This window comes from Pseudomonas baetica, assembly GCF_002813455.1.
GTDB classification, from domain to species: Bacteria; Pseudomonadota; Gammaproteobacteria; order Pseudomonadales; family Pseudomonadaceae; genus Aquipseudomonas; species Aquipseudomonas baetica.
In genome coordinates this window covers 6,296,549-6,320,437 of the sequence record NZ_PHHE01000001.1, presented here as the reverse complement: position 1 = coordinate 6,320,437, position 23,889 = coordinate 6,296,549, and the positions used below count along the sequence as shown (strand labels likewise).

Below are 23,889 nucleotides of genomic sequence, written 5' to 3'. Positions count from 1 at the left end.
GTCATTCAAAAAAGATGAAGCTTCTTTCAAATAAATGATCCAAAAGTTCTCCTAACTGATTGATTTTCTGTAAAGCGTGCGCAGAGGAAATGTGATGGCGACAGTCCATCTGTCGTGGACCGCACCTGATCCCAGGTTGAGCCCTACCCCATCCCAAACAACTGCGGCTTGACCGAGCAGGATGACTTGATTTGTGTCTGCGCATTACTTTCGCTACACCTTTGCCGACTACTTTTTGGCTTACTTGGCGTGGGCATGATCTCGAGAGGGCCACGGACGAACTCCGACGAGTCCATGGTTGGCCTGACACGTCGACGATGCCACGCCGTATCGTGCCCAAATCAGTCCATCAAGGACACTCTGCCCCTTCCTCCTCTTTGCCGGCCTACGTGTTCGAAGGTCCGCCTCAGGGTGCGATTCGAACACGCACTAATGACCAGCCAAGGTACATCGATACTCGATTGAGCGTTTGGACCCGGTACGACGGTGGAAAGGCTATGAAAATTAATTGAAGACGCATCAGCCTCGCCACACGATGCCGACCACAGTCTTCACCGACCTCGCGCAGATCGTCATGGATCTCGAGGTTTGTATTTTGAATTCTTCGGAGTAAAGCGGGTTGCTCATGGCACCTCCTAATTCGCCTCAGTTTAAGGCGAAGACGCGTCTACAAGACCCGGGCGATTCAACCATTAGGTTGCAAACGGAGTGTAGGTCGGGAAAAGACATGCGTTTTGAACTTTCGACTTTCACTTCTCGACAGTAACTCTTAGTCTGCAAACAGACTTTTTCGGAGTCGTTCAACGCTTTAGTTTTTCGAAGGGTTTGCACAAGTGTGAATCCGATGCGCAAACACCAAACTCACCTTGGCTAGACAGAACACCGTCTGTTTACGTTGATTCGAATACGTCAAATCGTTGTCCGGAGAAGTCACATCATGAAGAAAACAATCACCGCGGTTTTGCTATCTACCTTAATGGTTGGTAATGCCGTATCTGCCGAAACGAACACCAATATTACCGAGGCACCAGGCCGAGGCAAACTGCCACTGCTGTCGCCCTATCGGCATACACTTCCCGACCTGTACAATTTCGATAAGGCGCCAGTCGAGCAAACCTTGCCTGGCGTCACTCGGCAAGTGATTCACGGTTCTCAGAGCACTCTGGCGCGCTGGGTATTTGCAAAGGGTGCCATCGTGCCTCTTCACCATCAGCCCCACGAGCAGGTCACCTGGATAGTGTCGGGAGCAGTGGAAGTTTTTTCACAGGGCAAACGCTATACGGTCCGTGCTGGAGAGGTGATTATTTTCCCACCGAACGTGCCCCATGAATTTCACGCCCTGGAAGAAGGTACTGTGAATGTCGACTTTTTCACCCCGCCTCGGCAGGATTGGATTGATGGCAATGGCAGCTATAACAAGTTGAAGTAGCAATATCTCAAAGCCCCTGAAAGGGATATCTTGATGTATAGCTATTAATGTATCTGTAGGAAGAGTTTGCTCACGAAGAACTTAAGAGCGCAGCGTCAAGCCAATCATTGAGATTTTTCGCGAGCAAGCTCTCTCCTAAACAAGATTTGGCTTAAGCGTAAGCGAACAGCCAACACGCCTACCGGATTCGCAAATCAAGAGTGATGGTGTCCGCCTATTGTTTAGCGGACGCGACTGATCGCGCACGCGTGCTATACCGCGAGCGCCGAATCCTGGAACGGCCCCTTCGTCAGGGGCCGCATCCGGGTGTCGGAAACGACTCAGAGAGGTATTTTGCCCTGGATATGTAACGTTATCAGGTCAATGATGGTGCCTGAAGTGGGATAAGCTCAGTTTGAGACTTGCTCAAGGAAGATGAGTTGCAAAGGCTCCTGCAGCAAATCATCGGCCATTACCGCAAATTTCTTAAAGTAAGGAGTTGCAAAATGTGCGTCGAGAGCCTGCTGATTCTTGAACGCCTCACGCATGTAGAACGTGCCAGGTTCGTCGCGTAGCTCAAACAGCACATAGTCAAGGTTCCCAGGCTCAGTACGCGTGGGTTCAACCAACGCCAACAATCCTTGTTTTAACGCCTGATGTTTACCTGGTTTTGCTTTGAGCACGGCGATGGATACCAATGGTTTTTGCAGGGTGGTGGCTCCGCTCGGGTCAAGGGTCAGATGCGGGGTTGCACAACCCCCAATCATTAATGCAAATAACGCCAAGCCTAGCGGCTTGATTAAATGTTTCATTTAAATCCCTCCAATACGATCTTGCCCCGCGCTTGCCCGCTTTCGACCAAGGCATGAGCACTGCGCATGTTGGCTGCATTGATAGTACCGAAATGCGCACCCAAAGTAGTGTGCAAAATATCTTGGTCGATCAGTTGGGCAATGCGATTGAGTAGGTGGTGCTGGTTAATCATGTCCGGAGTTTCGAATAGCGGGCGAGTGAACATCAGTTCCCAATGTAACGATAGTGATTTGAGCTTGAGTGGCATCACGTCTAGCGTTTGTGGATCATCGATTACTCCCAGACAACCCTGCGGTCGCAATACCTCAATCAGTTGTGCAAGATGCTCCTCGGTGTGTGTGAGGCTCGCCACGTGACTGACCTCACCAATTCCCAGTGCCTGCAATTGAGCCATCATCGGTTGGCCGTGGTCGATCACATGATGAGCGCCCATACGCCTGGCCCATTCGACCGTCTCCGGGCGTGAGGCCGTGCCGACGACAGTCATGCAAGTTAGTCTGCGGGCTAACTGCACCAACATCGATCCCACACCACCACCGGCACCCACCACCAACAATACATCACCAGAACCGCCACCTTCGTTGACGCCCAAGCGATCAAATAGCAATTCCCAGGCGGTGATGGAGGTCAGCGGCAATGCGGCCGCATGGGCAGCGCTCAAGGATAGCGGCCGGTGACCGACGATACGCTCGTCTACCACTTGCATTTCACTGTAGCTGCCTGCACGGATCAGCGAGCCAGCGTAGTAGACCAAGTCACCAGGTTTGAATAACGTAACATCCACTCCGACTTCAAGCACTGTGCCGGCCGCATCCCAACCGAGTATTTTCGGCTCCCTGGCAAAGGTGCCAGAGCGTACTTTGGTGTCAACGGGGTTAACCGAAACAGCCTCGACTCCAACCAGCAAATCCCTTGGGCCAGGCCTTGGCGCAGCAATGTTTACGTCTTGCAGCGCGCGCGGATCGTTGATGGGTAGACCGTGCTCGGTAAAGGTAATGGCTTTCATGGCAACTCATCTGTAATGGGGTTGCAGAGATTTTTACCTTTCCCTATACAAAGAAAAATCGACACAATGCAGCAACACTTTCACTACTGGAGCCTAAATGATCCGCATCGATGATCTTGGGCTATTCTGGCGCAGCGCCGCCCTGGGCAGTTTTACCGCTGCAGCAATTGAGGCCGATTTGCTGCCGGGGCAGGTTGCTGCGTCTATCAAACGGTTGGAGCGGGAGCTGGAGGTGCGCCTGTTTACCCGCACTACGCGCAGCCTCCGTTTGAGCGCTGAAGGTGAGCAATACTTGCCTACGGCTCGCTCTGTTCTCGATCATTTAAGCCAAGGCCGGGAGAATCTGCGCGGCGACAATGCGCCGCTGCGCGGTACCCTGCAAATCGCCGCCCCTTCAGACCTGGGACGCAATATCCTGTTGCCATGGCTCACGGAGTTTCGGCGCCTGCATCCTGAGCTGAAACTTCGTTTGTTGCTCTCTGATCAAATAAGTAATCTGTTTCGTGATCCAGTGGACGTGGCCGTCCGCTACGGCTTCAATGAGGACGCTAACTACATCGCCATCCCCCTGGTGCCATTGAATCGCCGGGTGCTTGTGGCATCGCCGGACTATCTGGCACGCAATGACACGCCGGTAGTGCCTGACGACCTTAAGCACCATACTTGCCTGCCTTACCTGCAAAACGGCCGAATTCACGATCGCTGGCAATTGGGGACACAAACGATACAGGTCGGCGGTCCGCTATTCAGTGATGATGCCGATGTGGTACGTCGATGGGCGCTGGAAGGCGAAGGCATCGCCTATAAATCGTGGCTGGATGTCAGTGTTGATGTGCAAGAGGGGCGGCTCGTAGTGCTGATGACTGATCACCCCGGCGATGTATACCCCCTTTGCTTTGCGTGCCCACATCGAGCGCAATTAACGCGCGCTGTGACGCGGTTTCATCAGTGGCTGAGCGAAAAGTTCGGAGCGATCCCCCCATTTAATAAACCGGTTTAAAACGTTGTTATGTGCTGCGTCTACCGCTACGAAACCTGATTAACGATCTGACGACATCCGGCATCTATTACATGACATTATTCATTCTGACGCGGCAGAAACCATGCCCCTGAGAAAAAGATCCACTGCTATTTGAACTGGAAGCGCTAGGAGACACTGCTGAGGCTCGTAATGTGGATATACCATTCACGCATCAAGTCAGATTTTTATGTGCCTTTGGGTTTCACGGTGCGCTAATCCTCCTGAGCGTTGCCGAACATGCGTCGCAGCACCTGCAGTTCACCACGCCGATAGTGCCGGGCTACTGCACCGACATGAGCTAATACCAACAACGCCATCACCCAGCCCAGTAAACTATGAAAGTCACTTCCCAGATCAATCATCCACTGGATTTTCTCCCCTTCAAAACCGCCCATCACCGGTAAACCAAACGCCGAAAATGCGCGACCGGAACCGTACTGACGTAATAAACCAACCAGGGGAATTATAAACATAAGCGTATACAATATCTTATGCCCTATAGACGCAGCGAAACTGATGCTTTTCGGACGGTAACGTTTTCTCTGTATGCTCCACCCCACACGCACGATAAGCAGCACAAAAAGAACGAGACCTATTGACTTATGGTAAGGCCAAAGCAGTTTGTCCAACGCAGTGTCGGATAATAAATAATGAGCGGCGGCCGAACAATAAATCCATGCAAACAGTAGCGCCATCAACCAATGCAACCTTCGGCTGATCGTATCGTATCGAGAGACATTGACATCAGCAAACTCTGATTTTATCACTTTCCAACCCTTAATTAGTTCAAAAAAACAAGTAGATGGTTTATTGCGGCAACCTGACTTTATAAAGCTGGTAAGGATAAACCGTACCTTCACTCCCATTATTCCAGTACGAATCCCTTTGGTATTGCGCAGCTGTTATATATAAATAACCATCATTCCCGACGCCTAAAGAGTCTGGCCATATCAAACGAGCGTCCTGCACAAGCGTATGTAGCAAACCATCGCCAGGTGTTTTGTATTTGACACTGTAATCCAGGGAGGACGTCATATAAATATTGTCTTGCGCATCAGCTATCAGACCGTGACTGACCGTCGTCGCACCTTGGTCTTCGACCTTCGAGGCCAACTCTATATCATCAAGCCGGGTATCGACCAAAGAGCGAGTTTCAATTCGATACAGATTTACTTTATTAATGGGTTTAAAATAAAGATAGCGATTGTCTTTGGTCAGAGCGATTCCATTCACATCAGACTTAAATAAAGTCCCGTCAGGACTCTGCATTGGCTGGCCTTCATAGCTGAGCACCACATTAGGGTCCGCCTTGGTTGCAAAGCTGTCACGTAATAGAGTACGAGAGGTGCCGGTGATCAAATCCAGTACAACAATGGCTTTCAGGCCCGGATCTGAAAGATACGCCACCCCCCTTTCGATATCGACATTCACATCATTTAAACTGGAAAACCGTTTATCAAGACTATCAAAGTAGTATTCTTTCTCTACTCTGTTGGTTGAAAGGTTTATTTTGACCAATTTAAAATAACCCTCAGCGCTATTTTTCGACTCTTGTTCAACAACCGGCCCGCTCACGGGCTTTGAATCAAGCACCCAAAGGTTATCGCGAGCATCTACATGCAGTGCCTGCGCGTTGACAAAGCGCTTTCGCTCATCGCCAACGTTAGTATTCCAAGCGGTATCTGGATAAGCCAACAACTTCCCACCAACCACTTCCGCAACAGCATAGTCGTTGCTCGCAATCCGATTCGGAAATGATACAAATATGCGATTATCTGACGACACGCCGAGCCCAACGGCTCGAAGCCGACCCAAGTCAGCTACCGCAATGAGTTCTTTACTGTGATGTGCATACGAATCAGACGACGCACTCGAAAAAGGGCTAAACAGTATCAACAAGTAGATAGCGACTGTTCTTTTCATTATATCCCCCGCAAACAATTCATACTTCAAAGGCCTATGAGTGCTGACCCAGGTGGCTCAGGCCAGCACCCATTAATACTGCATGAGCCACCGTTGATAAAATCAACGAGTAGAAAGACGAAAGACTGTCATAGGCCATTGAACGCGGGAAACGCCCTCATTAAAAAGACTCACACGATCCATTTGTGCCGCAGGTAGCCACAATGTTCCGTCCTGATCTAGAAACGGTGCATCTACCCAGTGCAGACGTGCGTCAGTGATCAACGTATCGACACGGCCATCAGGGCGACGCACACGTATCGAGTCGTTAGCCAAATCGGAAAAATACAAGTTGCCCTTCGCGTCCATGACAGTACCTCCCGTGGGTGGAATGTCAGCAAATGGCTCAACACGACTGGCAAGCTGCTGCGAGCTTAGCGTAGAGGTTGTCAGGTCAGTGATGCGAACTTTGAACCATGGCCCCTGCAATGCGCCGAAATACAGCCATTCGCCGTCCGGACTAATTTCCAATGGATCAGCGTTGACACGTAACGGACTGCCCCCAGGCGTCTTGACCGTTCTGCCACTGAGTACGATTTCCCTGTTACTTCCAGCAACGACCGAATGATGCCCGTCCAGCACGCGCTTAGCGTCACCATTGCGTAAATCGAGGACAATAATGCCCGCGTTGCCTGCATCGGTCAGAAATGCATAGTCGCCCTGAAACCGAACGTCATCCACGTAACTCCCCGGTCGTGCGACCTCAGCCGAGAAAAGATAAGTTCGCACTACGCGTTTCTCAGCCAGATTAATAGCCACCAGCTTTGCGCCGCCGGGCAATGGGTCGCCTCCAAAGTCAGGCGCGCCTGTGTCCACTACCCATAAAACATCCTTTTCGAGACGTAACGCATTTATGTTCACAAACGCATCGCGGGCGTCTTTTCCTGGCGCCCATGCATTCCACGCCAAGTTAGGATAAGCCTCACGCTGTCCACGGAGATTGACAACGGTAAGCTGCGAACCTCCATCCGCCCCTGTCCAGCGAGGCCCCGCAACGTATGTATAGTCGTCGAAGTGGGCGACGGCGTTCCAAATCTGTTTTTGACTTTGCAGAGCAACCTCAAGAATGGGTGCTTCATCCGATAGATTTTTACACCCACCAAGTAAAACGGCTATCGCCAATCCGCACGACAAGGAACGGACAGCATTCATGGCGTCACCTCCAGGCTCTCGAGCCTGCTCGATGAAGTCGGCGCAGACGATCCCCATGTTCCAGCGGAGACAGACCCACCCCGCAGATGCAAATTCCATATTTGTGCGAGGGCAGATTCAACGCTTTTGAGGTTATCGGAAAGCTTTTTAAATGGCATGGTTTGGCTTCGTAGGATAATGAGTGATAAATCCAGCGTAACGAATTTGCTACGTCTCAAACACTCGATTGGACTTGCCCCTACAAAACCGGACACCAACTCCCCGTTAAATTGATGCCACTGCCAAGCGCCTGAACTCCCTCGGTGAGCGATAGTTCAAGGCGCTGTGCGGATGCTGCTCGTTGTAGTGTTCGAAGGCAATCGCCAGGTTACGCAGCGCCGTTTCCCGATCCGGCTTGGGCATGTGCGCCACGTAGTCACGCTTGATCGTCTTCACGAAGCTCTCGGCCATGCCATTACTCTGCGGGCTACGCACTGGTGTGGTCACCGGCTGCAAGCCGATCTGCCGAGCAAACAGGCGCGTCTGTTCGGCGGTGTAGGCCGAACCGTTATCGCTGAGCCACTGCACCGGCGTTGCAGGCAGTTGATCACCGAAGCGCTTCTCCACACTTTCCAGCATCAAGTCGCGGATATCATCGCCGCTGTACCCGGTCGGGCTCGCGACCCAGCCGATGGCTTCGCGATCACAGCAGTCCAGGGCGAAGGTCACGCTCAGTTTAGCGCCGTCCTCACAACGGAACTCAAAGCCGTCCGAGCACCAACGCGTATCGCTGGTTTGCACCGCAATACGGCCTTCGTGCCGACGCGGCACGCCGGGTTGTTTGATCCGGCGCTCAAGCAGCAGGTTGTGATCACGCATCACCCGGTAAACCCGCTTCACGTTGATCGCAGGTAGCAGCTGGGTTTCACGGGCGCGACGCAGCAATCCCCAGACTCGACGGTAGCCATAGCTGGGCAGCTCGCTGACCTGTTGCTGGATTTCGGCCACCAACTCAGCGTCGTTCACAGGCCTGCTTCGCCGTGTCTTGGGCGATACCGATTGCTTGATTCGAACCGTTAATTGCGAGCGCGCCACACCGAGACATTCGCTGACCAGCTTCACTGGTCGTCCCCCGGCAACAAGGGTGAGTGCGCAATCCATTTTCGCGACCGGGCGATCTCCACGGCTTCTTTTAGGATTTCCGCTTCCATCGTTTTCTTGCCCAGCATCCGTTGCAGTTCACGGATCTGCTTGAGCGCATCGCTCAGCTCGGAGGCCGGCACCACGGCTTCGCCAGCACTGACCGCCGATAGACTGCCGTCCTGGTACAGCTTGCGCCACAGGAACAACTGGTTGGCATTGATGCCGTTGCGCCGAGCCACGACCGAAACGCTTTGTCCTGGTTCAAGGCTCTCTCGAACCATGGCCAGCTTTTGCTCTGGGCTCCAGCGGCGCCGCCGCTCCTGGCCCAAAAGCTCACCACTCTTATCGTTGCTATTAGTCATAAACATAACCGTTTGCCTATCCCTTATCGTAAGGGGGAAACGGTGTCCTGTCTTTCATGGGGCTCGTTCATCGATAGACCCGCAAACACTTTCTTCGAAATCATGAAAATCCTGTGCTTGTGGTCACTAGACTCAACCGAATGAAACTCTCATAAAGCTCAAACTCTTCTCAGTTTATCGATTTCAATGAAACTGTTAATGCCACCAGCGGGTTTTTGCGTCTAGCGGGACTGTTCAACATGAGCGCCAACTCAGGTCCCTTCATATCCGCTGCCCACCGCTCTTCTGAGAGACAAATAGATGAACGCAGCACCTCGACATGGCCGTTGGACTGTAGTGGTCAACTAATCCCGGACACGACGTTAAGTTTTTTCTCGGCCTGAGCTGGGGCCAGTCCGTTGTTGAATTGGTGCGGTCTAATCCAGTTGTACCGATGCATCAGGTAATGACTGATGTCGCGGTGCGCTTCTTGAGCTGTCATGTAGCCCACGGTCGGTATCCATTCAGTTTTCAAGCTGCGAAACACACGCTCCATCGGCGCGTTATCCCAGCAGTTTCCACGACGGCTCATGCTTTGGCGCATGCGGTAACGCCAGAGCCGTTGGCGAAACTGGCGACTGCCATATTGCGAGCCCTGATCCGAGTGAAACAGAAGCCCTTGAGGCCTGCCACGCTGTTCGTAAGCCATGTCCAACGCCTTGATGACCAGATCCGCATCCGGCTTGTTCGACAGCGCCCAGCCCACCACTCGGCGCGCGTAAAGATCCATAACGACAGCCAGGTAATGCCATTTCCCTTGAGCCCAGATGTAGGTGATGTCGCCACACCAGACCTGATTCGGCGCCGGCACATCAAACTCTCGATTCAATATGTTCGGAATGTCAGGCCGCTCAACCGTCGCTTGTTTGTAGGCATGTGATCCAGGTTGTTTACTGACCAACTCCAGTTCCCGCATCAGGCCTCGCACCTTGAACCGCCCAATTTGCTCGCCGTCTTCCTGCATCATCGACACGATGCTGCGGCTACCGGCGGCGCTTCGACTTTGCGTAAACAGTTCGTTAACCCGGCTGCGCAACCGAAGCCGCTCAACGTCTGGAGTTCGGCGCCTGAGACGATGGGCGTAGTAACACGAACGAGTGACGTCAAAGACTGCGCAAAGCCAATCAACCGGCTCTTGGGGGCTCAGTTGATCAATCAGCGCGTGCGCTCGTGCTCTTCCGACATCAAGAGCGCGGTAGCCTTTTTTAAAATGGATTTCTCCCGCTCAAGTCGAGCGATTCGAGCTTCCAATTCCTGGATTTTCTGTTGCTCTGGCGTCAGCGCTTTACTCTGCGGAGTAACGCCAGTGCGCTCCTGCTGAAGCTGATTAACCCAGCGGCGCAACGCGGACTCAACCACACCAAGCGAGCGGCTGGCTTCGATATGGCTATAGCCTTGATCGAGCACGAGGCCTGCGGCCTCGCGTTTGAATTCAGCGGAAAAAGAACGACGTTGTTTGGTCATCAGACACCTCTATCTGGCGAGCATTCTCGCCTAAATGGGTGTCCGGTTTCATTAGACCACTACACTTTAGACCCACTCTTGTCGGATGGCAATCTCTACACCCATACGAGTGTAGAGACTGCCATACCTGATTATCGTCAAGTTTGCTGCCGCGATAACATGTCTGCATATCGTCGGCTTTCCAGCATTCGTCCCGCCACGCTGCTCGGCCTTGAGGGTTTTGGCCATACTTGCTGACGTCTTGAGAGCCGTGTCATAGACACCGGCCAACGTGCGGCCCAGGGTCGACCGCTCGTCACTTTGGCGAATCCTGCCTCCAGCAGCACGAGCGGTAGGAAGGCCATTGAGGGAGTGAAATACAAGAAGGTGCTTTTGCAGAAGTCAAGACTGTGGGTAATGACCTGATCAGCTGCCAACCCATCGACTCAAGATATAAATTAACGCTCACCTGATACTGACAACGCTTTCGCTAATCAGTCTGGCTTTTTCCTGCAATAAGGGCAGCACCCGAACCACGCGGCAACGCGCAATACTCGTCGGTGCCGCACTGGTCATGCTACCTCTCGCCTTTGCCCCGTTCACTACGATATCCCTGAACGACTGTCGCACTGCAGCACCATTGTGCTCGCGCTAACGGGTATGATTATTCTATGGAATTGCGCACCCTTTATTGCATAGGTCAACAATGGCAAAAATCAGCGACACCGAAAAAGTGTCTACTGCTGGTCGCAAGAACCTCACAGCGGTGGACCGTCAACAGCAGATGGTCGACCGGGCCATCTCCTTGTTTGCCCAGAAAGGCTTTGCCCTGACCACAAGGGAACTGGCCAAGGGTTTGCAAGTGACTCAGCCCCTGCTTTACCGCTACTTCCCCAGCAAACAGCTGTTAATCGAACAGGTTTACCAGCAAGTGTTCATGAACCGCTGGGATCCTGATTTGGAGCTTCATCTCAAAGATCGCACATGCCCTTTGAGAAAGCGGTTGATTGAGTATTTCATCAGCTATACCCGCACGATACTGAACAATGAGTGGGTGCGAATCTTCCTGTATGCAGGCCTGCAGGACCCCGCTCTGAACCAGCGTTACCTTAAGCGCCTGCATGAGAATATCTTCCTGGTGATCATTGAAGAGCTGCGTCACCAGAGGCAACTCACCGACGCGCCGACCGAGCACGAGCTGGCCCTCGATATCGAAGTGCTGTGGGGCTTCCACAGCAGCTTCTTTTACTTGGGGGTACGTAAGTGGGTTTACCAGATGCCCGTCCCGGAAAATCTGACCGATCTGATCACCCATCGAGTCAATAGCTTCCTGGACGGCGCCCTGCATTGCCATCCGGCACCGACGCCTTAGGCTGCAATTGCCATCAGTGTGGTGCCTCCAGCACATTCGGACGGTACCCACCGCGTTTGCGTGAGTAGAGCCACAGGCTGGCAAAGGCGATGACCAGCACGCTCGGCAATAAGGCGACCACCAACAACGCGCTGGCGGTGTCGTATTGATCCATCAACGAACCGATTGCCGGCACGGCGACCATCACCGACAGCATGCCTGCGCCGCCCATCAAGTTGATCAAGAGCGCTCCGCCCTTGGGCAGCAACTCACTTGTGATCGCGAGCATAGTCGGCCAAAAGAAGGTCTTGCCAACGCCGAATGCCGTTACGCAGAAGAGCGCTACGGCGCCCGTCAAGCCTCCCTGTAGAGCACTTTGTCCGGACAAACCCAGGCCAAGCAAGCCTACCAGTGTCAGTACCGCACTTGAGGTCAGCACCGCAAAAGGCGAGTAGCGCGCGAAGATCCAGCCCGACGCGTAATGCCTGAGAATGAACATCAAGCCTGCGGTGTACACCAAGAGCAGGATGCTATTGCTGCCCAATTGGGGTAGCAGGTCGACCATGATTTTTGCGAACCATTGATCAGGGGCCAGCTCGGTGGCCGCTGTCAACCACATGAGCAACATCAGCACGATGAACAAAGGGCGCTTGAGCTGGGCGAACATGACGCCGCTGGATATCCTTGCGTCTACTCGTTCGGTGCTGGGGTACTGGAGTGCAATGACCAGCATCAGATAACCGAGGGTGGGCAAGGCTACCACCGCCAACTTGACTTGCCAGGACAGACCCAGTTGTCCCAGGCCCCAGGCAATCAAGCCACCCACGATCAGACCCATTGGCCACCAGGCATGCAGCCTAGTGAGCATGCGCCGTTTGTCACGCTTGAACAGCGTAGCAACCAGAGGATTGGTCACGCCCTCCACAATGCCCTGGGCAATACCGGTGAGCAGAAATCCAAGATACAGCACCGTGGTGCCCGTGGCTGCAAACACATCGTCAATGGGCTGGCCGCTGCTATTGGCCGGTGCCAACAGAATCAACGTAATCCCCAGCAGGTAACCCAACCCAGACACAATGTGCAGGCACTTCATGCCGACCCAATCAACAATCAAGGCGCAGGAAATAATACCCAATGTAAAGCCCCAAAACACTGATGAAATCGTTAAGCCGATCATCGCGTTGGACAAGAGATAGTCGGCACTGATCGATTGCAATACGTCCGCGCGGATGGAAAAAATCATTGAAGTCACCAGCAGCGACAAGCAACTGGCGAAGAACAGTTTATTGGCCTGAATCATGGTTTTGGCTCCTGTTCACTGGTGGTCTATTTCGGCAAACAGGTAGACCAGACAGAAGCCGTCCATGGGCATCACCGGGTTGGTCCAAATCATCCGTGTGTGCCGGGCGCGCTCAGCGAATATCTCGACCAAAATGTCCGAAGCGCCGTCGAGGGCCTTGGGATGGTCGTAAAAATCCTCAGCGACATTGAGCACGCCTTCAAGCCTGTAGATCTGGCGGATCCGGCTCAGCTCACCTACTGCATCCTTGAGTTGAGCTATTGCATTCAACGCTGCCAGGCGGCAGGCCGCATACCCTTGCTCCAAATCGAGATCGCGGCCCAAGCGTCCACGGTACTGAAGTTGACCATCGATCCAGGGGAACTGCCCTGACGTCATCAGCGTGTTGCCCACAATGCTCCAAGGTACATAGTTGCCCAGTGCTGGTGCGGGACGTGGCAAGTGCAAACCGGCTGCCTGCAGGCGTAACTCGGGAGTATTGAGAATATTCATTGTGAGGTCCTGTGTTGTTTTTATTGTCAGGCACACCGACGGCGCGCCTGGACGCTATACCGAGGAAAAATCTGTGGTTACTCAGCCAAGTGGGGTGAGCCAGGAGGCAAGCATTTGCGGGTTTTTATCCAACCAGCGGATAGCTGCCTGGTCAGCACTTCTGCCCTCGCGGTTGATGGCGTAATCAAGTTCGGCAACGATGGCATTGCTCAGGCGAATGTTGTCCAGTACCTGAATCTGCGCAGCGCTCAAATGCCCGAGGCGATCGGCTCGCGCCAACAATACTGCGCGGTCGACGCTGCCCAGCAACCCCTTGGGATCCTTGAGGTCGCGTATGAGATGACGGAAATGTAAAAACTGTGGATGCCAGAGCGGAACCACTCCCCAGCGCCCCGTCTGCACCAGACTTTCAAAAGCTTCCACACACTCTTCCTGAGTGCCGGTACGAAAGTGGTAGCCTGCCGACGTAAGGCCGTAATCGTCCATCATGCGCAGGGAAAAACGCGTGATCCCGGCACCCGGACCGATGCCTTGGATCAGGGGGTGCATGCGCGCTAACACCTGCGGCTTCAGCAGGTCCTCGACCGAACCTACCTCGGACTCCGGGATATAGTCAGGCACGCCCCAAAGCGCATACGGCTCGTAATGCAGCCCCAGTTCACGTGTCGCAACCTGCTCTTCGACACGTGCCTTGTACAGCCCATGACTGGAGGGAATCCAGGCCGAGGCAATCATGTCGATCGACCCTGCACGCAGTTGCTCGAAGTTGGCTTCGTGTAGTGCGTAAGAACGCTCTACGGCAAACCCCATGCGCTGCAACACTTGCACAATGACGGCCGCAGTGGCGCGATGAAAGGAAAGGTCGGTGACACCGAGTCGTACCATGGTCTGGTTCCCCTTGAAGATGTTGCCGCGGGCCAGCACAGGCGCCAACAGTGCCGTGCCACCCAAGGCGTGAATAAACTGTCTGCGATTGAAACCTGCCATCACAGGTCTTCCTCAGACGGACCGACAGCAAGGTGCGGCATGGCCTGACCCACGATGCGGCTACCCGGCACATAGTCGAAAATCATCTCGATGGTGATGCCGTTAGGATCCTCGAGAAACAGTTGGTGCTCAGCAATCTGAGGGATGACGCGCTCACGAAACGCGATCCCCATCGATTGCAACCGCGCCTGGACCTGCTCCAGCCCTTCGCAACGCAGCGACACGTGGTCGAGCGAACCCGAGCCATAGCCGCCCGGCTTGTCGCCGAGGTATCCCTTGAGTTCATCCGGATCGCCTTGAACGCTGGCAATGTGCAGTAACGGGTGGCCAGCGGCGTACATCCAGCATCCGGGAAAACGAAACCCCGGTCGCGGCCCTGGCGTCAGGCCGATGACGTGTTCGAAGAACTCGGCGGTTTCAGCCCACTGTTCGGTGCGGATGGTGAAATGGTCGAGCTGTAGCACTCCCATGGTTTCTCCTGGCATTAATTGATGCGGTGAGTTGAAGCGCCAGCGCATCCTTTTGGCTGCATTGACCGGCAATTAATTATCACTCGATAAATAAAACCGGACAACAAGTTATCAATTGATAATTTGTATCGGTCACATGAAACAGCCCCCATCCTTTGTCAACGAGGCGAGGGCTTTGCAGTCAGGCTCAACGCGTGGGGAGCGCGAAGTACCGTCATTGAACAAACTGACCCGATCCATCTGCGCTGCTGGCAACCAGAGCATTCCGTCACGATCAAGGAAGGTGCGTCTACCCAATGCAGGCGGGGATCGACGATCAGCGTATCAATACGCCCATCGGGTCGCCGGACCTGTATCGCGATATCCGTCCCGTAATTCTCAAGATCGGCCAACACCTTCGCCGATTTGCCCACCCGTATCGAGACATCGATGCGCGGAGGCTGAAATGATCAACATCAGCCAACTGACCAAGCGTTACGGGGATAACCCGGTATTGCGTGGCATCGAGTTCAAGGTTTCAGCCGGAGAAACCGATTGCTGCTCCGACCACGGCGGGTACCGGAAGCGAAGTCACGTCTTGGCCGACGATCCGGGATTCGGCCAGCCACAAAAAATACTCGCTGCATCTGGAATGCACCAGGCCAAAGGTAGCCGTTGTTGACCCGCAGTTGGCGCTGGCGGTTCCGGGCAGTGTCACGGTGTCTACGGGGCTGGACGCGCTGTCGCATGCATTGGAGTCAATCTGGAACATCAATGCCAATCCCGTTTCGGACACCTTCGCCATTTCAGCGATTGAGGCCAGCAACAGCTCCCTTGGGCAACCTGCCCAAGGGAGCGAATTTCTATCAGCCAACTGTCTGATAGAAATTTACTCTGGCCTCGTCAAGGTAGTCGAGAATTTTGGACGGCAAACGCTCAGTCGGCTTAGCCGGTCCGAAGGCTTTGTAGAGCGTCTCGAAATGGGCATGCAGATCCTCGACGCTTTCCCACTGCTCATTCAGGAAAAAGCGGTTTGCATTCTCTTCGTCCCGATGCCATTGGTAGACCACTGCCTTGTCGTGCTGCAGGGTGAGCTTTTGCGATACCGCTGCGACGTCTCGGTAAAACTCTTCGGTTTTGCCTTCTTTGATCGTGCCGCTGAAAACCATATAAAGCATGTCTTTACCCTCGTGAGTAGATGTTTGCATACGTTCTGCAAAACCAAATCTACCCATCAAACCCATACCTCAGTAGTCAGCAATCAACGAATTCAGAACTCGCTTTTCAAGAATCCAACACCCGGGCAACACAATTACAAGCAACTGATCACGCAGTCGAATTAAGGGTTTTTGCGGCCGTCCGCCAATGCTGTAGACATGTCATCAGCGAAGGGCGCTAAATGGCGGCTCAGCATCTCGTGCAATTGCCGTAATACCGGCGAGTATTGCTTGCGGTGCGGACAGACAAAATTTGACGGGCTCAATTCTCCAGGATGCTCTCCAGACGACCGCCAAGAACATCCTCGCGGACGTCAAGCCAGGACTTGTAGGCGATACCTTCGCCTGCTATCGCCCAAAGCCTTACGGTATCCGCACCGTCACTCAGCAATAGCCCCTTGATGGCAATCTTTTGCTGCCCAAACAGCCATAATTCGTTGCCTTGCCCCTGCAATCTTTCCTGCCCTTGAGCCAGCGCTTCCAATGCGGTAATTGCGCTGGGGAGGTACGTCATCCCCTCTCCAGTCAGGCGCAGGCTAAGGGTAGAGCGGGCGAACAAGCGGATACCGGGTTCGTGCTCCAGGCGTTTTATGGCGGCGTTGACTTGTCCCGGCAAAAGGGCAGCCTCACGTACCGTGTTGGAAAACTCCCAAGCTTTACGGTACACGCGAATAATCTTAAGTCGTCCAGCCGCATCATTTTCGCTATTCAAGTGAAAGTGCTAGCGAATTCACCGGCTTTTTAAGCCCCAATAAAGGCGTCAGTATGCCCACCGAAATCTCATTGTCAGCTTGGCATGCCTTGGCCTCGAAAAGACCCTGAGCTCACTCTTCAATATTGGCCCGCCGGAAGTAGGCCAAGGAGACCTATCTTGTCTTTTAAACAATCAATTTCGTGGGCATCCATGGCGTTGATAGTCGCGTTCAGCAGCCAGCCTGCACAGGCTGCTGCTATAACCGCTCTCCCAAAAGACCAGTCTCAGGGGAAGATTGAACAGGTCTTCGCATTTCGCGTCGCTCTGCCAACGGGCGTCAGCATCAGTGAAAAGGGACGCATTTTCGTCAACGTCCCTCGTTGGGGCGGCAATGTACCGTTCACTGTCGGCGAATTACGCGAAGGGAAGGCAGTGCCTTACCCCGATTTAGCGTTAAACCAGGCAGACCTGTCGGAGCGCGCAATAGCTTTGAGGCACCGAATACAGGTGGCGGCTGGACAGTGGGCAGAAATACAGCGTCTGGCGATCCGCCGAGAGAGCAATACCGTCAGAAGCAACGGCAAATGGCTTGATGCTTCCATCGGCGTTGCGAACTCTCATTATTTGACCTTCAACTCTCGGCTGACCGAGCAGCAGCTCTGCGAGGCAGTTAAGGATTCAGGCGAAAAAGGGCCCTCGGACGGGCTAGAGGCTGACAGCGAAGGTGCGATCTACGCTGGCGACTATCAAGACAACAGTATTCGCAAGCGCCTGCCTGATGGTAGTTGGCAGACGGTCGTTCATGACCCACGAATACTGTGGCCGGACACACTCTCTGTGGGAGCCGACGGTTACCTGTATTTCACTGCCAACCAGCTTCATCGCCAAGCGGGATTTCATGGCGGCAAAGATTTACGAGAAAAACCCTACAGATTGTTGCGAGTAAAAATCAACGCAACACCCGTGCAGACACGCTGAATGGGAGCCATAACATGGATATTCAAGCGTTGAACCTGTTTGTCAGATCCATGGAAATGGGAAACATCACCGCTGCTGGCGCGGAGCTGGGGCTGGTTCCCTCGGTAGCCAGTCAAAAACTCGCCAGGCTCGAGAAGTCTTTGGGCATGCGGTTGCTGCATCGCACGACAAGGCAGGTGTGCCTTACAGAGGACGGTGCGCTTTTCCTGCCTCATGCTTCTCGTATCATCGCCGCCGTGGACGAAGCTTATTTTACGACCGTAAAAAGCCAGGAGACGCCTAAACGCGTATTGCGTGTCTCCGCCCCCGGCTCGTTCGCCAGGGTCTGTTTGATGCCTGCGGTAACTCGCTTTCTACGAAGCTATCCGAATCTGAAAATAGATCTGGTGCTTTCAGATGAAGTGCAAAACTTAACGGAGATAGGTATCGACGTGGCCATCCGCATTGCCGCGTTGAAGGACTCAACACATGTGGCGCGCAAGCTTGGAAACGACACACGAATTCTTTGCGCGTCCCCGGCCTACCTCGAACAAAAAGGTGAACCGAAAGAGCCCGCAGATTTGAGTCGCCACGATTGCATCATATTGGGAGACGAGAATCGCTGGCACTTTGCCGATAACCCACGCAACCCACCTTCTCTTGTCAATAGCTGTTTTCGAGTTAACTGCGGGGAAACTGCGCGCATGGCTGCTGTAGAAGGACTGGGGATCGCCTCCATTTCGCTATGGAATGCTCGAGCGTCCTTGAATAAAGGGGAACTGGTCGAAGTCCTGTCATCTTTTGCTCTTGAACAAAACCGCACGATCAGCGCTATCTATCCCAGCTCCCGGCAGATCTCCTCCAAAGCACGAGCGCTTGTCGATTTCCTCAGCCAAGAATTTGCTGAAGGATTCTGAGCGGAGCATGACCACCGAGCAGCTTTACCTCTGAATTCACTGCCGCTCAAGGTACGTCATTTGAGTCCAAGCGCCCATGGTCGGATCTAGCCCCTCTCCAATTCAAACTCCATCGCTCTGACTTGCTAAAAGGAAACGGGATACCTTCCTAATGCCGAAAGTGAGTCAGCGAAACCGAGTTCAAACAGCTAGATGAGCGTTGGGCTCTCAGGAGTGGGAGATCTGCGTCCTGCGCCTTCTGACAAGCTGCGAGGCGCAAGCGACCGCCGCTGTGATCGGCGTCGCGTTAGCGCCCGGAATGGGCGTCTGCCCCTCGCTATCGCGCAAGCCTTGCCAGTAAATCTTCAGAACCGCTCCATGTGGAGCGTCTGTTAGCGGTCCGATCTTGACCTTAACACCGTCCATTGGCTTGGAACTGCAGTTAATCACCCCACACACCGCATCTGGAAAGGTAATTTCGCTCATCTGGAATCTCCTTGAAATAGCAAAGTCACAACTGTCATATCTGACAGTTACTCAAGACTCATTGGCTATAAAAAATCCGACATTCCAACCTTTCCGGATCCTGTGCCGAAGCCTCCAAACTTTCTCCGGCACAAATCCCGTGTGAAAGCGTGCTTGGTGGTGGATGCAGACTCCTGCGCACCCACCTCCCATCGGGTTTAGCCTTTTTCGTCGATGCCGGCTTGCAAAGGCTGGCTGTCGAGGTGGCCGCTCAAGGTCACCGGGCCGATGTTCAGATCGCCGTTTTCAAAGGAAACCTTCGGCGCGTTTTCTTCCTTCTTCTGTGGCAGCTCAACCCCGGCTTTCACACCGTAATCGAGGTTGCTCAGGTCAGTGCTGCCAACCTTCGAACCACCGAGATCAACCTTGCCTTCAGACGAGGAAATCCGTGCGCCGGTCAGTTGTGTGGCGCCGCCAACGTGCAGATTCACGCCTTGGCTGCCACTGATGCCGGAGGCGTGTTTCACGCCGTCCTTGTGCGCGTACTCGCCTTGCGCTTTCAGCGTCGGCTTGTAATCGGTGCCGGCGAGTTTTTCCTTGTCGCCGGGTGGATTTTTCTTGGCGGTCAGGCCCAGGTCGACATCGACTTTGGCGTGGGTCTGCGAGTCCTGACGGCTTTCGACGGTGAGAACACCGACCACCTTGCCGCTGACATTCTGCGCATCGATCCGCGCACCGGAGAGCTGTGCATCACCCGCGCTGTTCAGCACCACGGTGTCAGCCTTGATCTGGCTGTTCTGCTGCGTGGTTCCTTGCAGGTAATCCACGCCGACCTTGGCCCCGGCGTTGAAGCCGTGGTCGCTGCTGGCTTGCTCGTCCTCGGCGGTTGGGGTTTTGCTGCTCAGGTTGCCACCGGCATTCAGCGCCACGTTCCAGTTGTTGCGGCTGTCGGTGGACTGCGCCGACTCCTGCACATAACCGCCCTTCTGTGCATCAATGCTGACGTTTGGCGCGCTGGCCTGAGTGCCTTGCAGATGCACCGCATCGCCGTTCAGGGCAATCGTGCTTTGGCTATTGAGCTGGCCGCCGGTCAGGGTCTGTGAGTTCTCGTCAACCCGACCGATGTTGAAGTTGCCGCTCAGATTAGCGCCCTGATCGCGGCTCTTCTCGCTGCTGGTTTTGCTGCCGCCGCCCTTCAAGCCACCACCGAGATTGCTGCCGGTGGCGGTGTGAGTGTCAGTGGCTGCTTGCAGATCGAGTTTGCCGTCAGCCTTCAGATCGATGGCGCCCGCGCTGTCGATTTTCGTGCCTTGCTGGACCTGATTGCCGCCGCTGCTCAGTTGCACGCCGTTGCCGCTGATGCTCGCCACCTGTGCCTGAGTGTCAGTGGTCTGCTTGGCGCTGTGATCGAGCTGGAATCCGGCACCAAGGTCGACGTTAGTGCCATCGGTGCCCGGCAAGGTGCCGACGGTCAGCGAGCCATTGCCGCGCAGGCTGGATTCGCTGCTGCTCTGGCGGTCGGTGGCCTGATTCAGCGCCAGATCGCCGCCGGTCTTGATGCTCACGCCGCCCTGGCCGCCGTCGAAACGGCTGCCTTCAAACTGTGCGTCGCCTGCGGTTTTGATGTTAACGCCTTGGCTGCTGGCGTAACCGCCAACCACGGCCGTGGAGCTGTTTTTGCTGGATTGGCTGCTGCCACCGGCACCGCTGCCGGCGACGTTCACGTCTTCGCCGGTTTTGGTGTAGACGCGCACGTCGACCTTGGCATCTACCGCGTTATCAGTGCTGCTGTGGGTGTTGCTCGCGGCATCGGCGACCAGTTTGTCGGCGCTGATGTTTACCTTGCCGGCGCTGGCGTTGTACTGGGTGCCTTGGTCATGCACGGCGCCGGTGGCTTTCACATCGACGCTGCCGCCGTCAAAGCGGCTGACTACAGCGTTGCTGCTGTGGTCGGTTTTATCAGCGCTGCCGTGACCGATCGCCACGTCGATACCGACGTTCGGTTGACCGAGATTGCTCAACGCTTCCTTGTCCGGAACTTTGCCGTTCAGCACGTCTTTGACGGCACCCACGATTGGCCGGGCGATGTCTTTGTACTCGACATTGGCGCCAATGTCCGCCGACCAATTGCTTTCGTTGTGGGTGCTGCTTTCGGTGTTGCGGGCCGCGCGGTTGTCGACTTCGTTGGCCGCGATGTTCAAGCCATTACCGACCTTCACTTGAGCCCCTTCGGTGGCGAGCTTGTCGGCATTGATCGTCAAACCGCCGCTGCTCTGCACACTGCTGGTTTGCGCCGTGGTGTTGCTCGTGGTGTCCTGCGAAGTGTTGTGAGCGAAATCGATGCCACTGCCGGCGCGGTCGAGGCCGCCGGTGTAGTAGAAACCGCCGCCGGTGCTGCGCTTGTCGGTGGCGGTTTTGTGGCTGTCTTCTTCGGCCAGCAACGACACGTTTTTGCCGCTCAGGCGGGTATCGCCCGCAGTGGATCGGACCTCGCCGCCCTTGATCGTCAGATCGCCGCCAGCCTGCACCTGCACGCTGCCGCCGCTGAGGCTGGAGCCTTGTTGGGTGACGCCGTTATGGGTGACGGTCTGCTGCTTGTCCTGGTAATGAATCCCGGCGCGATATTGCTCCGGCGTTTGCTCTTTGGCGTAGGCATCGAAGCCACGGGTCTGCGTGCTCTCGCTGCGGTCGTGGGTGTTCTGCGCGGAATGCACGTTCACATCCCCCGCCGCGTCCGCCGTCAGCGCGCCGCCGGCCTTGACCGTGGAACCGGCCACTTCGATGTCCTTGGCGCTCTTGAGCTTGAGGTTGCTGTCGGACACCAGTTCGCTGCGCACTGTGGTGCTGTCCTTGGCGTTCTGGCGCGACTCGTCCTTGCTGATGCCGAAAAACTTGCTGTCCTTGTCGTGATTGTTGCTGTGCGAGGTGTCTTGCACGCCATCGACAACCAGCGAGCCCTTGTCGCTGATCACACTGGCGTCGGTACCGCCACGCACCTGGCTGCCGCTGATGCGCACGTCGTCAGCCTTGACGATCAGTTTGCCGACCGCATTGATTTTACTGCCCTGATGCCGGGTCTGGCCCTTGTCGGCATCGCCGGTCTTGCCGAAGAAACCACCGCCGACCAGATCGCCGGAATAACGGTTGTCACTGTTGCGATTGGTGCGGGTGGCGGTCGTGATTTCCACCTGTTTGCCGGCCAGCTGAAGGTCGCCCGAACTGTTCAGCTCGGCGCCTTCGGAGCGCAACAACGCGGCGGTTTGCAAGGCGATGTTGCCGGCCTTCAATTGGCTGGTGATGCTGCGTTGCTCTTCGCTGCTGCTGTTCCAGTCGGCTTTCCACAGGTGCTTGCGATGGTTGCCCTGATCGGTCTGGATGTGGCTTTCGGTGGCGGCCGAGAGGCGCAGATCGCCGCCGCTTTTCACCTCAAGATTCTTCGCTGCTTCGACTTTGGCGGCTTTGAGTTCGGTGTCTTTGCCGGAAGACAATTTCGCGTCGCGGCTGGCGACAATCTGACTGCCATGCTGTCGCGTTTCGCTGTCGGTCTGGGTACGGTCGTAGGTTTCCCAAGTAATGCCGATGGTGCTGTTGTTCCAGTTCTCGCGTTTTTCCTGGAGCTTGCGGCTCTCGACCGCGCTCAGCGTCAGGTTGCGTTTGGCATCCACCGTAACGTCGCGACCGCTGACATCAGTGGCCGCGAGCGTCAGGTCTTTACCGGCGTGCAAACCGACATCGCCCTGACTGCTGCGGATACCGGCGCGGGTCACGTCGAGGCTGTTGGCCACGGCTTCGCCGCTGACATTGAGGTCACCGGCCGAACGAATCTGCACGCCGTCGCGACCAGCGACTTGTACCGCGCCAACCCGCACACCGGCCCCTTCGGCAGTGCTGACAATATTGATGCGACCGGCCTGCATCGCGCCGAACAGACTGGCGTCGATGCGTTGATCGCCGGTGTTGCCCGCCGGGTCCACGGTTTTCACCTGGCCGCTGGCGTAATCCACCTGATTACGGCCGACCGTGAGGTTCAGTTGATCGCGGGCGGTGAGCGCACCCTGGCTGTCGATGCGCGGGGCGATCAGGTTAATCGAGCCCTCGCCGTTACGCAGGCCGCCGTTGTGGATCTGCAACTGCCCAGTGGCGTCGCGGGTGTTCAGGGCTTGCAGTTTGCCGTCGATCAATTCCGGGCGACCCACCAGCAGATTGGCGTTCGGCGTGTTGATGAAACTGCCGCCATTGACCGAAATGCCGTTGGGGTTGGCCAGCACGTAATCGGCGGCGCGACCGAAGATTTCCTGCGCGCCGTTGATCGCCGACGGATTGCGGCTGATCACCTCGTTGAGGATCACGCTCGCGGCCTGGCCTTGCAGTTGCGGGTTGGCCGCCAGTTGCCCGGCGAGCTGCGATTGCCCGGCCTGCAAGGCATTGTTCAGCACCAGGCCCTGACGGTCGACGTTGTAGTCGAGAAACTGGTTGTGCGACAGGCCCGAGCCATTGGGCGCGACGATGTTGACGATGGGCACCCCGCCCTGGGTCTGCAATTGCGCGGTGCCGCCGGGGCCCGGAGCAACGACGACACCCCCGGCGAGGGCGCTCGGCAGGTGCACGGCGAAGAACAGACTGGCAATCGCCCAACGCAATTTGCCCCGAGGGGAGAGATGAAATGCAAAGGTAGGTGCTGGCATAAAAACGTCTCCAAGTGGGTACGGCATCACGTTGCGCGATTTAGTCTTGGCCATGGCTGTCGCGCTCA

At 55.2% G+C, this 23,889-nt stretch carries 18 protein-coding genes and 5 pseudogenes; 7 read left to right on the top strand and 16 right to left on the bottom strand.

Features of this window, described 5'->3' with window-relative positions; translation table 11 throughout:
* Nucleotides 1–937: 937 nt before the first annotated feature.
* A complete protein-coding gene (locus ATI02_RS29425; protein WP_042559172.1) occupies nucleotides 938–1,429 on the top strand; it encodes a cupin domain-containing protein in 492 nt (163 codons plus the stop codon).
* Between the two features lie 389 nt (nucleotides 1,430–1,818).
* On the opposite strand, the gene ATI02_RS29420 is transcribed toward ATI02_RS29425, so the two are convergent.
* Both ATI02_RS29420 and ATI02_RS29415 read right to left on the bottom strand, forming a co-directional pair.
* Nucleotides 1,819–2,118, bottom strand: coding sequence for a putative quinol monooxygenase (locus tag ATI02_RS29420; RefSeq protein WP_238156167.1), 300 nt, complete (start codon nucleotides 2,116–2,118; stop codon nucleotides 1,819–1,821).
* A gap of 98 nt (nucleotides 2,119–2,216) precedes the next feature.
* Nucleotides 2,217–3,227, bottom strand: coding sequence for a zinc-binding alcohol dehydrogenase family protein (locus tag ATI02_RS29415; RefSeq protein WP_100848100.1), 1,011 nt, complete (start codon nucleotides 3,225–3,227; stop codon nucleotides 2,217–2,219).
* A gap of 97 nt (nucleotides 3,228–3,324) precedes the next feature.
* On the opposite strand from ATI02_RS29415, the gene ATI02_RS29410 reads away from it, so the two are divergent.
* The gene (locus ATI02_RS29410; protein WP_100848099.1) at nucleotides 3,325–4,227 is read left to right on the top strand and encodes a LysR family transcriptional regulator; all 903 of its coding nucleotides are present in this window, start codon (nucleotides 3,325–3,327) and stop codon (nucleotides 4,225–4,227) included.
* A gap of 233 nt (nucleotides 4,228–4,460) precedes the next feature.
* Here the strand turns inward: ATI02_RS29410 and ATI02_RS29405 are convergent, their stop codons facing one another.
* The 5 genes from ATI02_RS29405 to ATI02_RS29385 all read right to left on the bottom strand — a co-directional run bounded on the left by ATI02_RS29405 (nucleotide 4,461) and on the right by ATI02_RS29385 (nucleotide 10,349).
* On the bottom strand, nucleotides 4,461–5,015 hold the full coding sequence (locus ATI02_RS29405) for a cytochrome b (protein ID WP_272948221.1): 555 nt from the start codon (nucleotides 5,013–5,015) through the stop codon (nucleotides 4,461–4,463).
* Between the two features lie 40 nt (nucleotides 5,016–5,055).
* On the bottom strand, nucleotides 5,056–6,171 hold the full coding sequence (locus ATI02_RS29400; RefSeq protein WP_100848529.1) for an L-dopachrome tautomerase-related protein: 1,116 nt from the start codon (nucleotides 6,169–6,171) through the stop codon (nucleotides 5,056–5,058).
* Nucleotides 6,172–6,273: 102 nt separating this feature from the next.
* Nucleotides 6,274–7,362: an L-dopachrome tautomerase-related protein gene (locus tag ATI02_RS29395; protein ID WP_100848528.1), complete on the bottom strand. Its 1,089-nt coding sequence runs from the start codon at nucleotides 7,360–7,362 to the stop codon at nucleotides 6,274–6,276.
* Between the two features lie 264 nt (nucleotides 7,363–7,626).
* Nucleotides 7,627–8,846, bottom strand: a protein-coding gene (locus ATI02_RS29390) for an IS3 family transposase (RefSeq protein ID WP_372241875.1) whose coding sequence is annotated in 2 segments (ribosomal slippage) — nucleotides 7,627–8,501 and nucleotides 8,501–8,846 — 1,221 coding nt in all. Because the reading frame shifts where the segments join, the coding sequence is not laid out codon by codon here.
* Nucleotides 8,847–9,186: 340 nt separating this feature from the next.
* Nucleotides 9,187–10,349 (bottom strand): IS3 family transposase gene (locus tag ATI02_RS29385; protein ID WP_095191983.1). Its coding sequence is split into 2 segments (ribosomal slippage): nucleotides 9,187–10,094 and nucleotides 10,094–10,349, totalling 1,164 coding nucleotides; the frame shifts between segments, so codons are not numbered across the junction.
* Between the two features lie 685 nt (nucleotides 10,350–11,034).
* Here ATI02_RS29385 and ATI02_RS29375 point away from each other — a divergent pair.
* Nucleotides 11,035–11,700, top strand: a complete 666-nt coding sequence (locus tag ATI02_RS29375) for a TetR/AcrR family transcriptional regulator (RefSeq protein WP_202864025.1) — start codon at nucleotides 11,035–11,037, stop codon at nucleotides 11,698–11,700.
* Nucleotides 11,701–11,713: 13 nt separating this feature from the next.
* Here the strand turns inward: ATI02_RS29375 and ATI02_RS29370 are convergent, their stop codons facing one another.
* From ATI02_RS29370 to ATI02_RS29355, 4 genes are all read right to left on the bottom strand, one after another.
* Complete coding sequence (locus ATI02_RS29370) at nucleotides 11,714–12,979, bottom strand: MFS transporter (protein WP_100848097.1); 1,266 nt, start codon at nucleotides 12,977–12,979, stop codon at nucleotides 11,714–11,716.
* 15 nt (nucleotides 12,980–12,994) lie between these two features.
* Nucleotides 12,995–13,471: an Atu1372/SO_1960 family protein gene (locus tag ATI02_RS29365; protein ID WP_167394900.1), complete on the bottom strand. Its 477-nt coding sequence runs from the start codon at nucleotides 13,469–13,471 to the stop codon at nucleotides 12,995–12,997.
* Nucleotides 13,472–13,552: 81 nt separating this feature from the next.
* Complete coding sequence (locus ATI02_RS29360; protein ID WP_238156284.1) at nucleotides 13,553–14,458, bottom strand: glycine betaine ABC transporter substrate-binding protein; 906 nt, start codon at nucleotides 14,456–14,458, stop codon at nucleotides 13,553–13,555.
* Nucleotides 14,458–14,928: a VOC family protein gene (locus ATI02_RS29355; protein WP_095191890.1), complete on the bottom strand. Its 471-nt coding sequence runs from the start codon at nucleotides 14,926–14,928 to the stop codon at nucleotides 14,458–14,460. The genes ATI02_RS29360 and ATI02_RS29355 overlap by 1 nt, the downstream gene beginning before the upstream one ends.
* Before the next feature lie 527 nt (nucleotides 14,929–15,455).
* Here ATI02_RS29355 and ATI02_RS29340 point away from each other — a divergent pair.
* Nucleotides 15,456–15,731 (top strand): annotated as a pseudogene (locus ATI02_RS29340) (iron-containing alcohol dehydrogenase); the annotation flags it as partial.
* 42 nt (nucleotides 15,732–15,773) lie between these two features.
* On the opposite strand, the gene ATI02_RS29335 reads toward ATI02_RS29340, so the two are convergent.
* Nucleotides 15,774–16,142 carry a putative quinol monooxygenase gene (locus ATI02_RS29335; RefSeq protein ID WP_192886588.1) on the bottom strand — a complete coding sequence of 123 codons (369 nt, stop codon included), beginning with the start codon at nucleotides 16,140–16,142 and terminating at the stop codon, nucleotides 15,774–15,776.
* 104 nt (nucleotides 16,143–16,246) lie between these two features.
* Nucleotides 16,247–16,823: pseudogene (locus ATI02_RS29330) on the bottom strand (LysR family transcriptional regulator).
* A gap of 205 nt (nucleotides 16,824–17,028) precedes the next feature.
* Between ATI02_RS29330 and ATI02_RS33445 the strand changes: the two are divergent.
* Nucleotides 17,029–17,277: pseudogene (locus ATI02_RS33445) on the top strand (L-dopachrome tautomerase-related protein); the annotation flags it as partial.
* A 36-nt stretch (nucleotides 17,278–17,313) separates the two neighbouring features.
* Here ATI02_RS33445 and ATI02_RS33440 read toward each other — a convergent pair.
* Nucleotides 17,314–17,460 (bottom strand): annotated as a pseudogene (locus ATI02_RS33440) (L-dopachrome tautomerase-related protein); the annotation flags it as partial.
* On the opposite strand from ATI02_RS33440, the pseudogene ATI02_RS29315 reads away from it, so the two are divergent.
* Together ATI02_RS29315 and ATI02_RS29310 are read left to right on the top strand one after the other, a co-directional pair.
* Nucleotides 17,452–17,796: pseudogene (locus ATI02_RS29315) on the top strand (L-dopachrome tautomerase-related protein); the annotation flags it as partial. The pseudogenes ATI02_RS33440 and ATI02_RS29315 sit on opposite strands and share 9 nt — an antisense overlap.
* A gap of 14 nt (nucleotides 17,797–17,810) precedes the next feature.
* Nucleotides 17,811–18,692, top strand: a complete 882-nt coding sequence (locus tag ATI02_RS29310) for a LysR family transcriptional regulator (protein ID WP_100848095.1) — start codon at nucleotides 17,811–17,813, stop codon at nucleotides 18,690–18,692.
* 207 nt (nucleotides 18,693–18,899) lie between these two features.
* On the opposite strand, the gene ATI02_RS29305 is transcribed toward ATI02_RS29310, so the two are convergent.
* A complete protein-coding gene (locus ATI02_RS29305; protein WP_100848094.1) occupies nucleotides 18,900–19,157 on the bottom strand; it encodes a hypothetical protein in 258 nt (85 codons plus the stop codon).
* 197 nt (nucleotides 19,158–19,354) lie between these two features.
* Nucleotides 19,355–23,821 (bottom strand): hemagglutinin repeat-containing protein, encoded by a 4,467-nt coding sequence (locus tag ATI02_RS29300; RefSeq protein ID WP_100848093.1) that lies wholly within the window; start codon nucleotides 23,819–23,821, stop codon nucleotides 19,355–19,357.
* Nucleotides 23,822–23,889: the final 68 nt, after the last annotated feature.

Bases quoted from the DNA above. Each gene is read 5' to 3' on its own strand.
- ATI02_RS29305 (WP_100848094.1), bottom strand. From the start codon at position 19,157: ATGAGCGAAATTACCTTTCCAGATGCGGTGTGTGGGGTGATTAACTGC.
- ATI02_RS29365 (WP_167394900.1), bottom strand. From the start codon at position 13,471: ATGAATATTCTCAATACTCCCGAGTTACGCCTGCAGGCAGCCGGTTTG.
- ATI02_RS29300 (WP_100848093.1), bottom strand. From the start codon at position 23,821: ATGCCAGCACCTACCTTTGCATTTCATCTCTCCCCTCGGGGCAAATTG.
- ATI02_RS29410 (WP_100848099.1), top strand. From the start codon at position 3,325: ATGATCCGCATCGATGATCTTGGGCTATTCTGGCGCAGCGCCGCCCTG.
- ATI02_RS29425 (WP_042559172.1), top strand. From the start codon at position 938: ATGAAGAAAACAATCACCGCGGTTTTGCTATCTACCTTAATGGTTGGT.
- ATI02_RS29355 (WP_095191890.1), bottom strand. From the start codon at position 14,928: ATGGGAGTGCTACAGCTCGACCATTTCACCATCCGCACCGAACAGTGG.
- ATI02_RS29395 (WP_100848528.1), bottom strand. From the start codon at position 7,362: ATGAATGCTGTCCGTTCCTTGTCGTGCGGATTGGCGATAGCCGTTTTA.
- ATI02_RS29310 (WP_100848095.1), top strand. From the start codon at position 17,811: ATGGATATTCAAGCGTTGAACCTGTTTGTCAGATCCATGGAAATGGGA.
- ATI02_RS29415 (WP_100848100.1), bottom strand. From the start codon at position 3,227: ATGAAAGCCATTACCTTTACCGAGCACGGTCTACCCATCAACGATCCG.
- ATI02_RS29370 (WP_100848097.1), bottom strand. From the start codon at position 12,979: ATGATTCAGGCCAATAAACTGTTCTTCGCCAGTTGCTTGTCGCTGCTG.
- ATI02_RS29360 (WP_238156284.1), bottom strand. From the start codon at position 14,458: ATGGCAGGTTTCAATCGCAGACAGTTTATTCACGCCTTGGGTGGCACG.
- ATI02_RS29375 (WP_202864025.1), top strand. From the start codon at position 11,035: ATGGCAAAAATCAGCGACACCGAAAAAGTGTCTACTGCTGGTCGCAAG.
- ATI02_RS29335 (WP_192886588.1), bottom strand. From the start codon at position 16,142: ATGGGTAGATTTGGTTTTGCAGAACGTATGCAAACATCTACTCACGAG.
- ATI02_RS29400 (WP_100848529.1), bottom strand. From the start codon at position 6,171: ATGAAAAGAACAGTCGCTATCTACTTGTTGATACTGTTTAGCCCTTTT.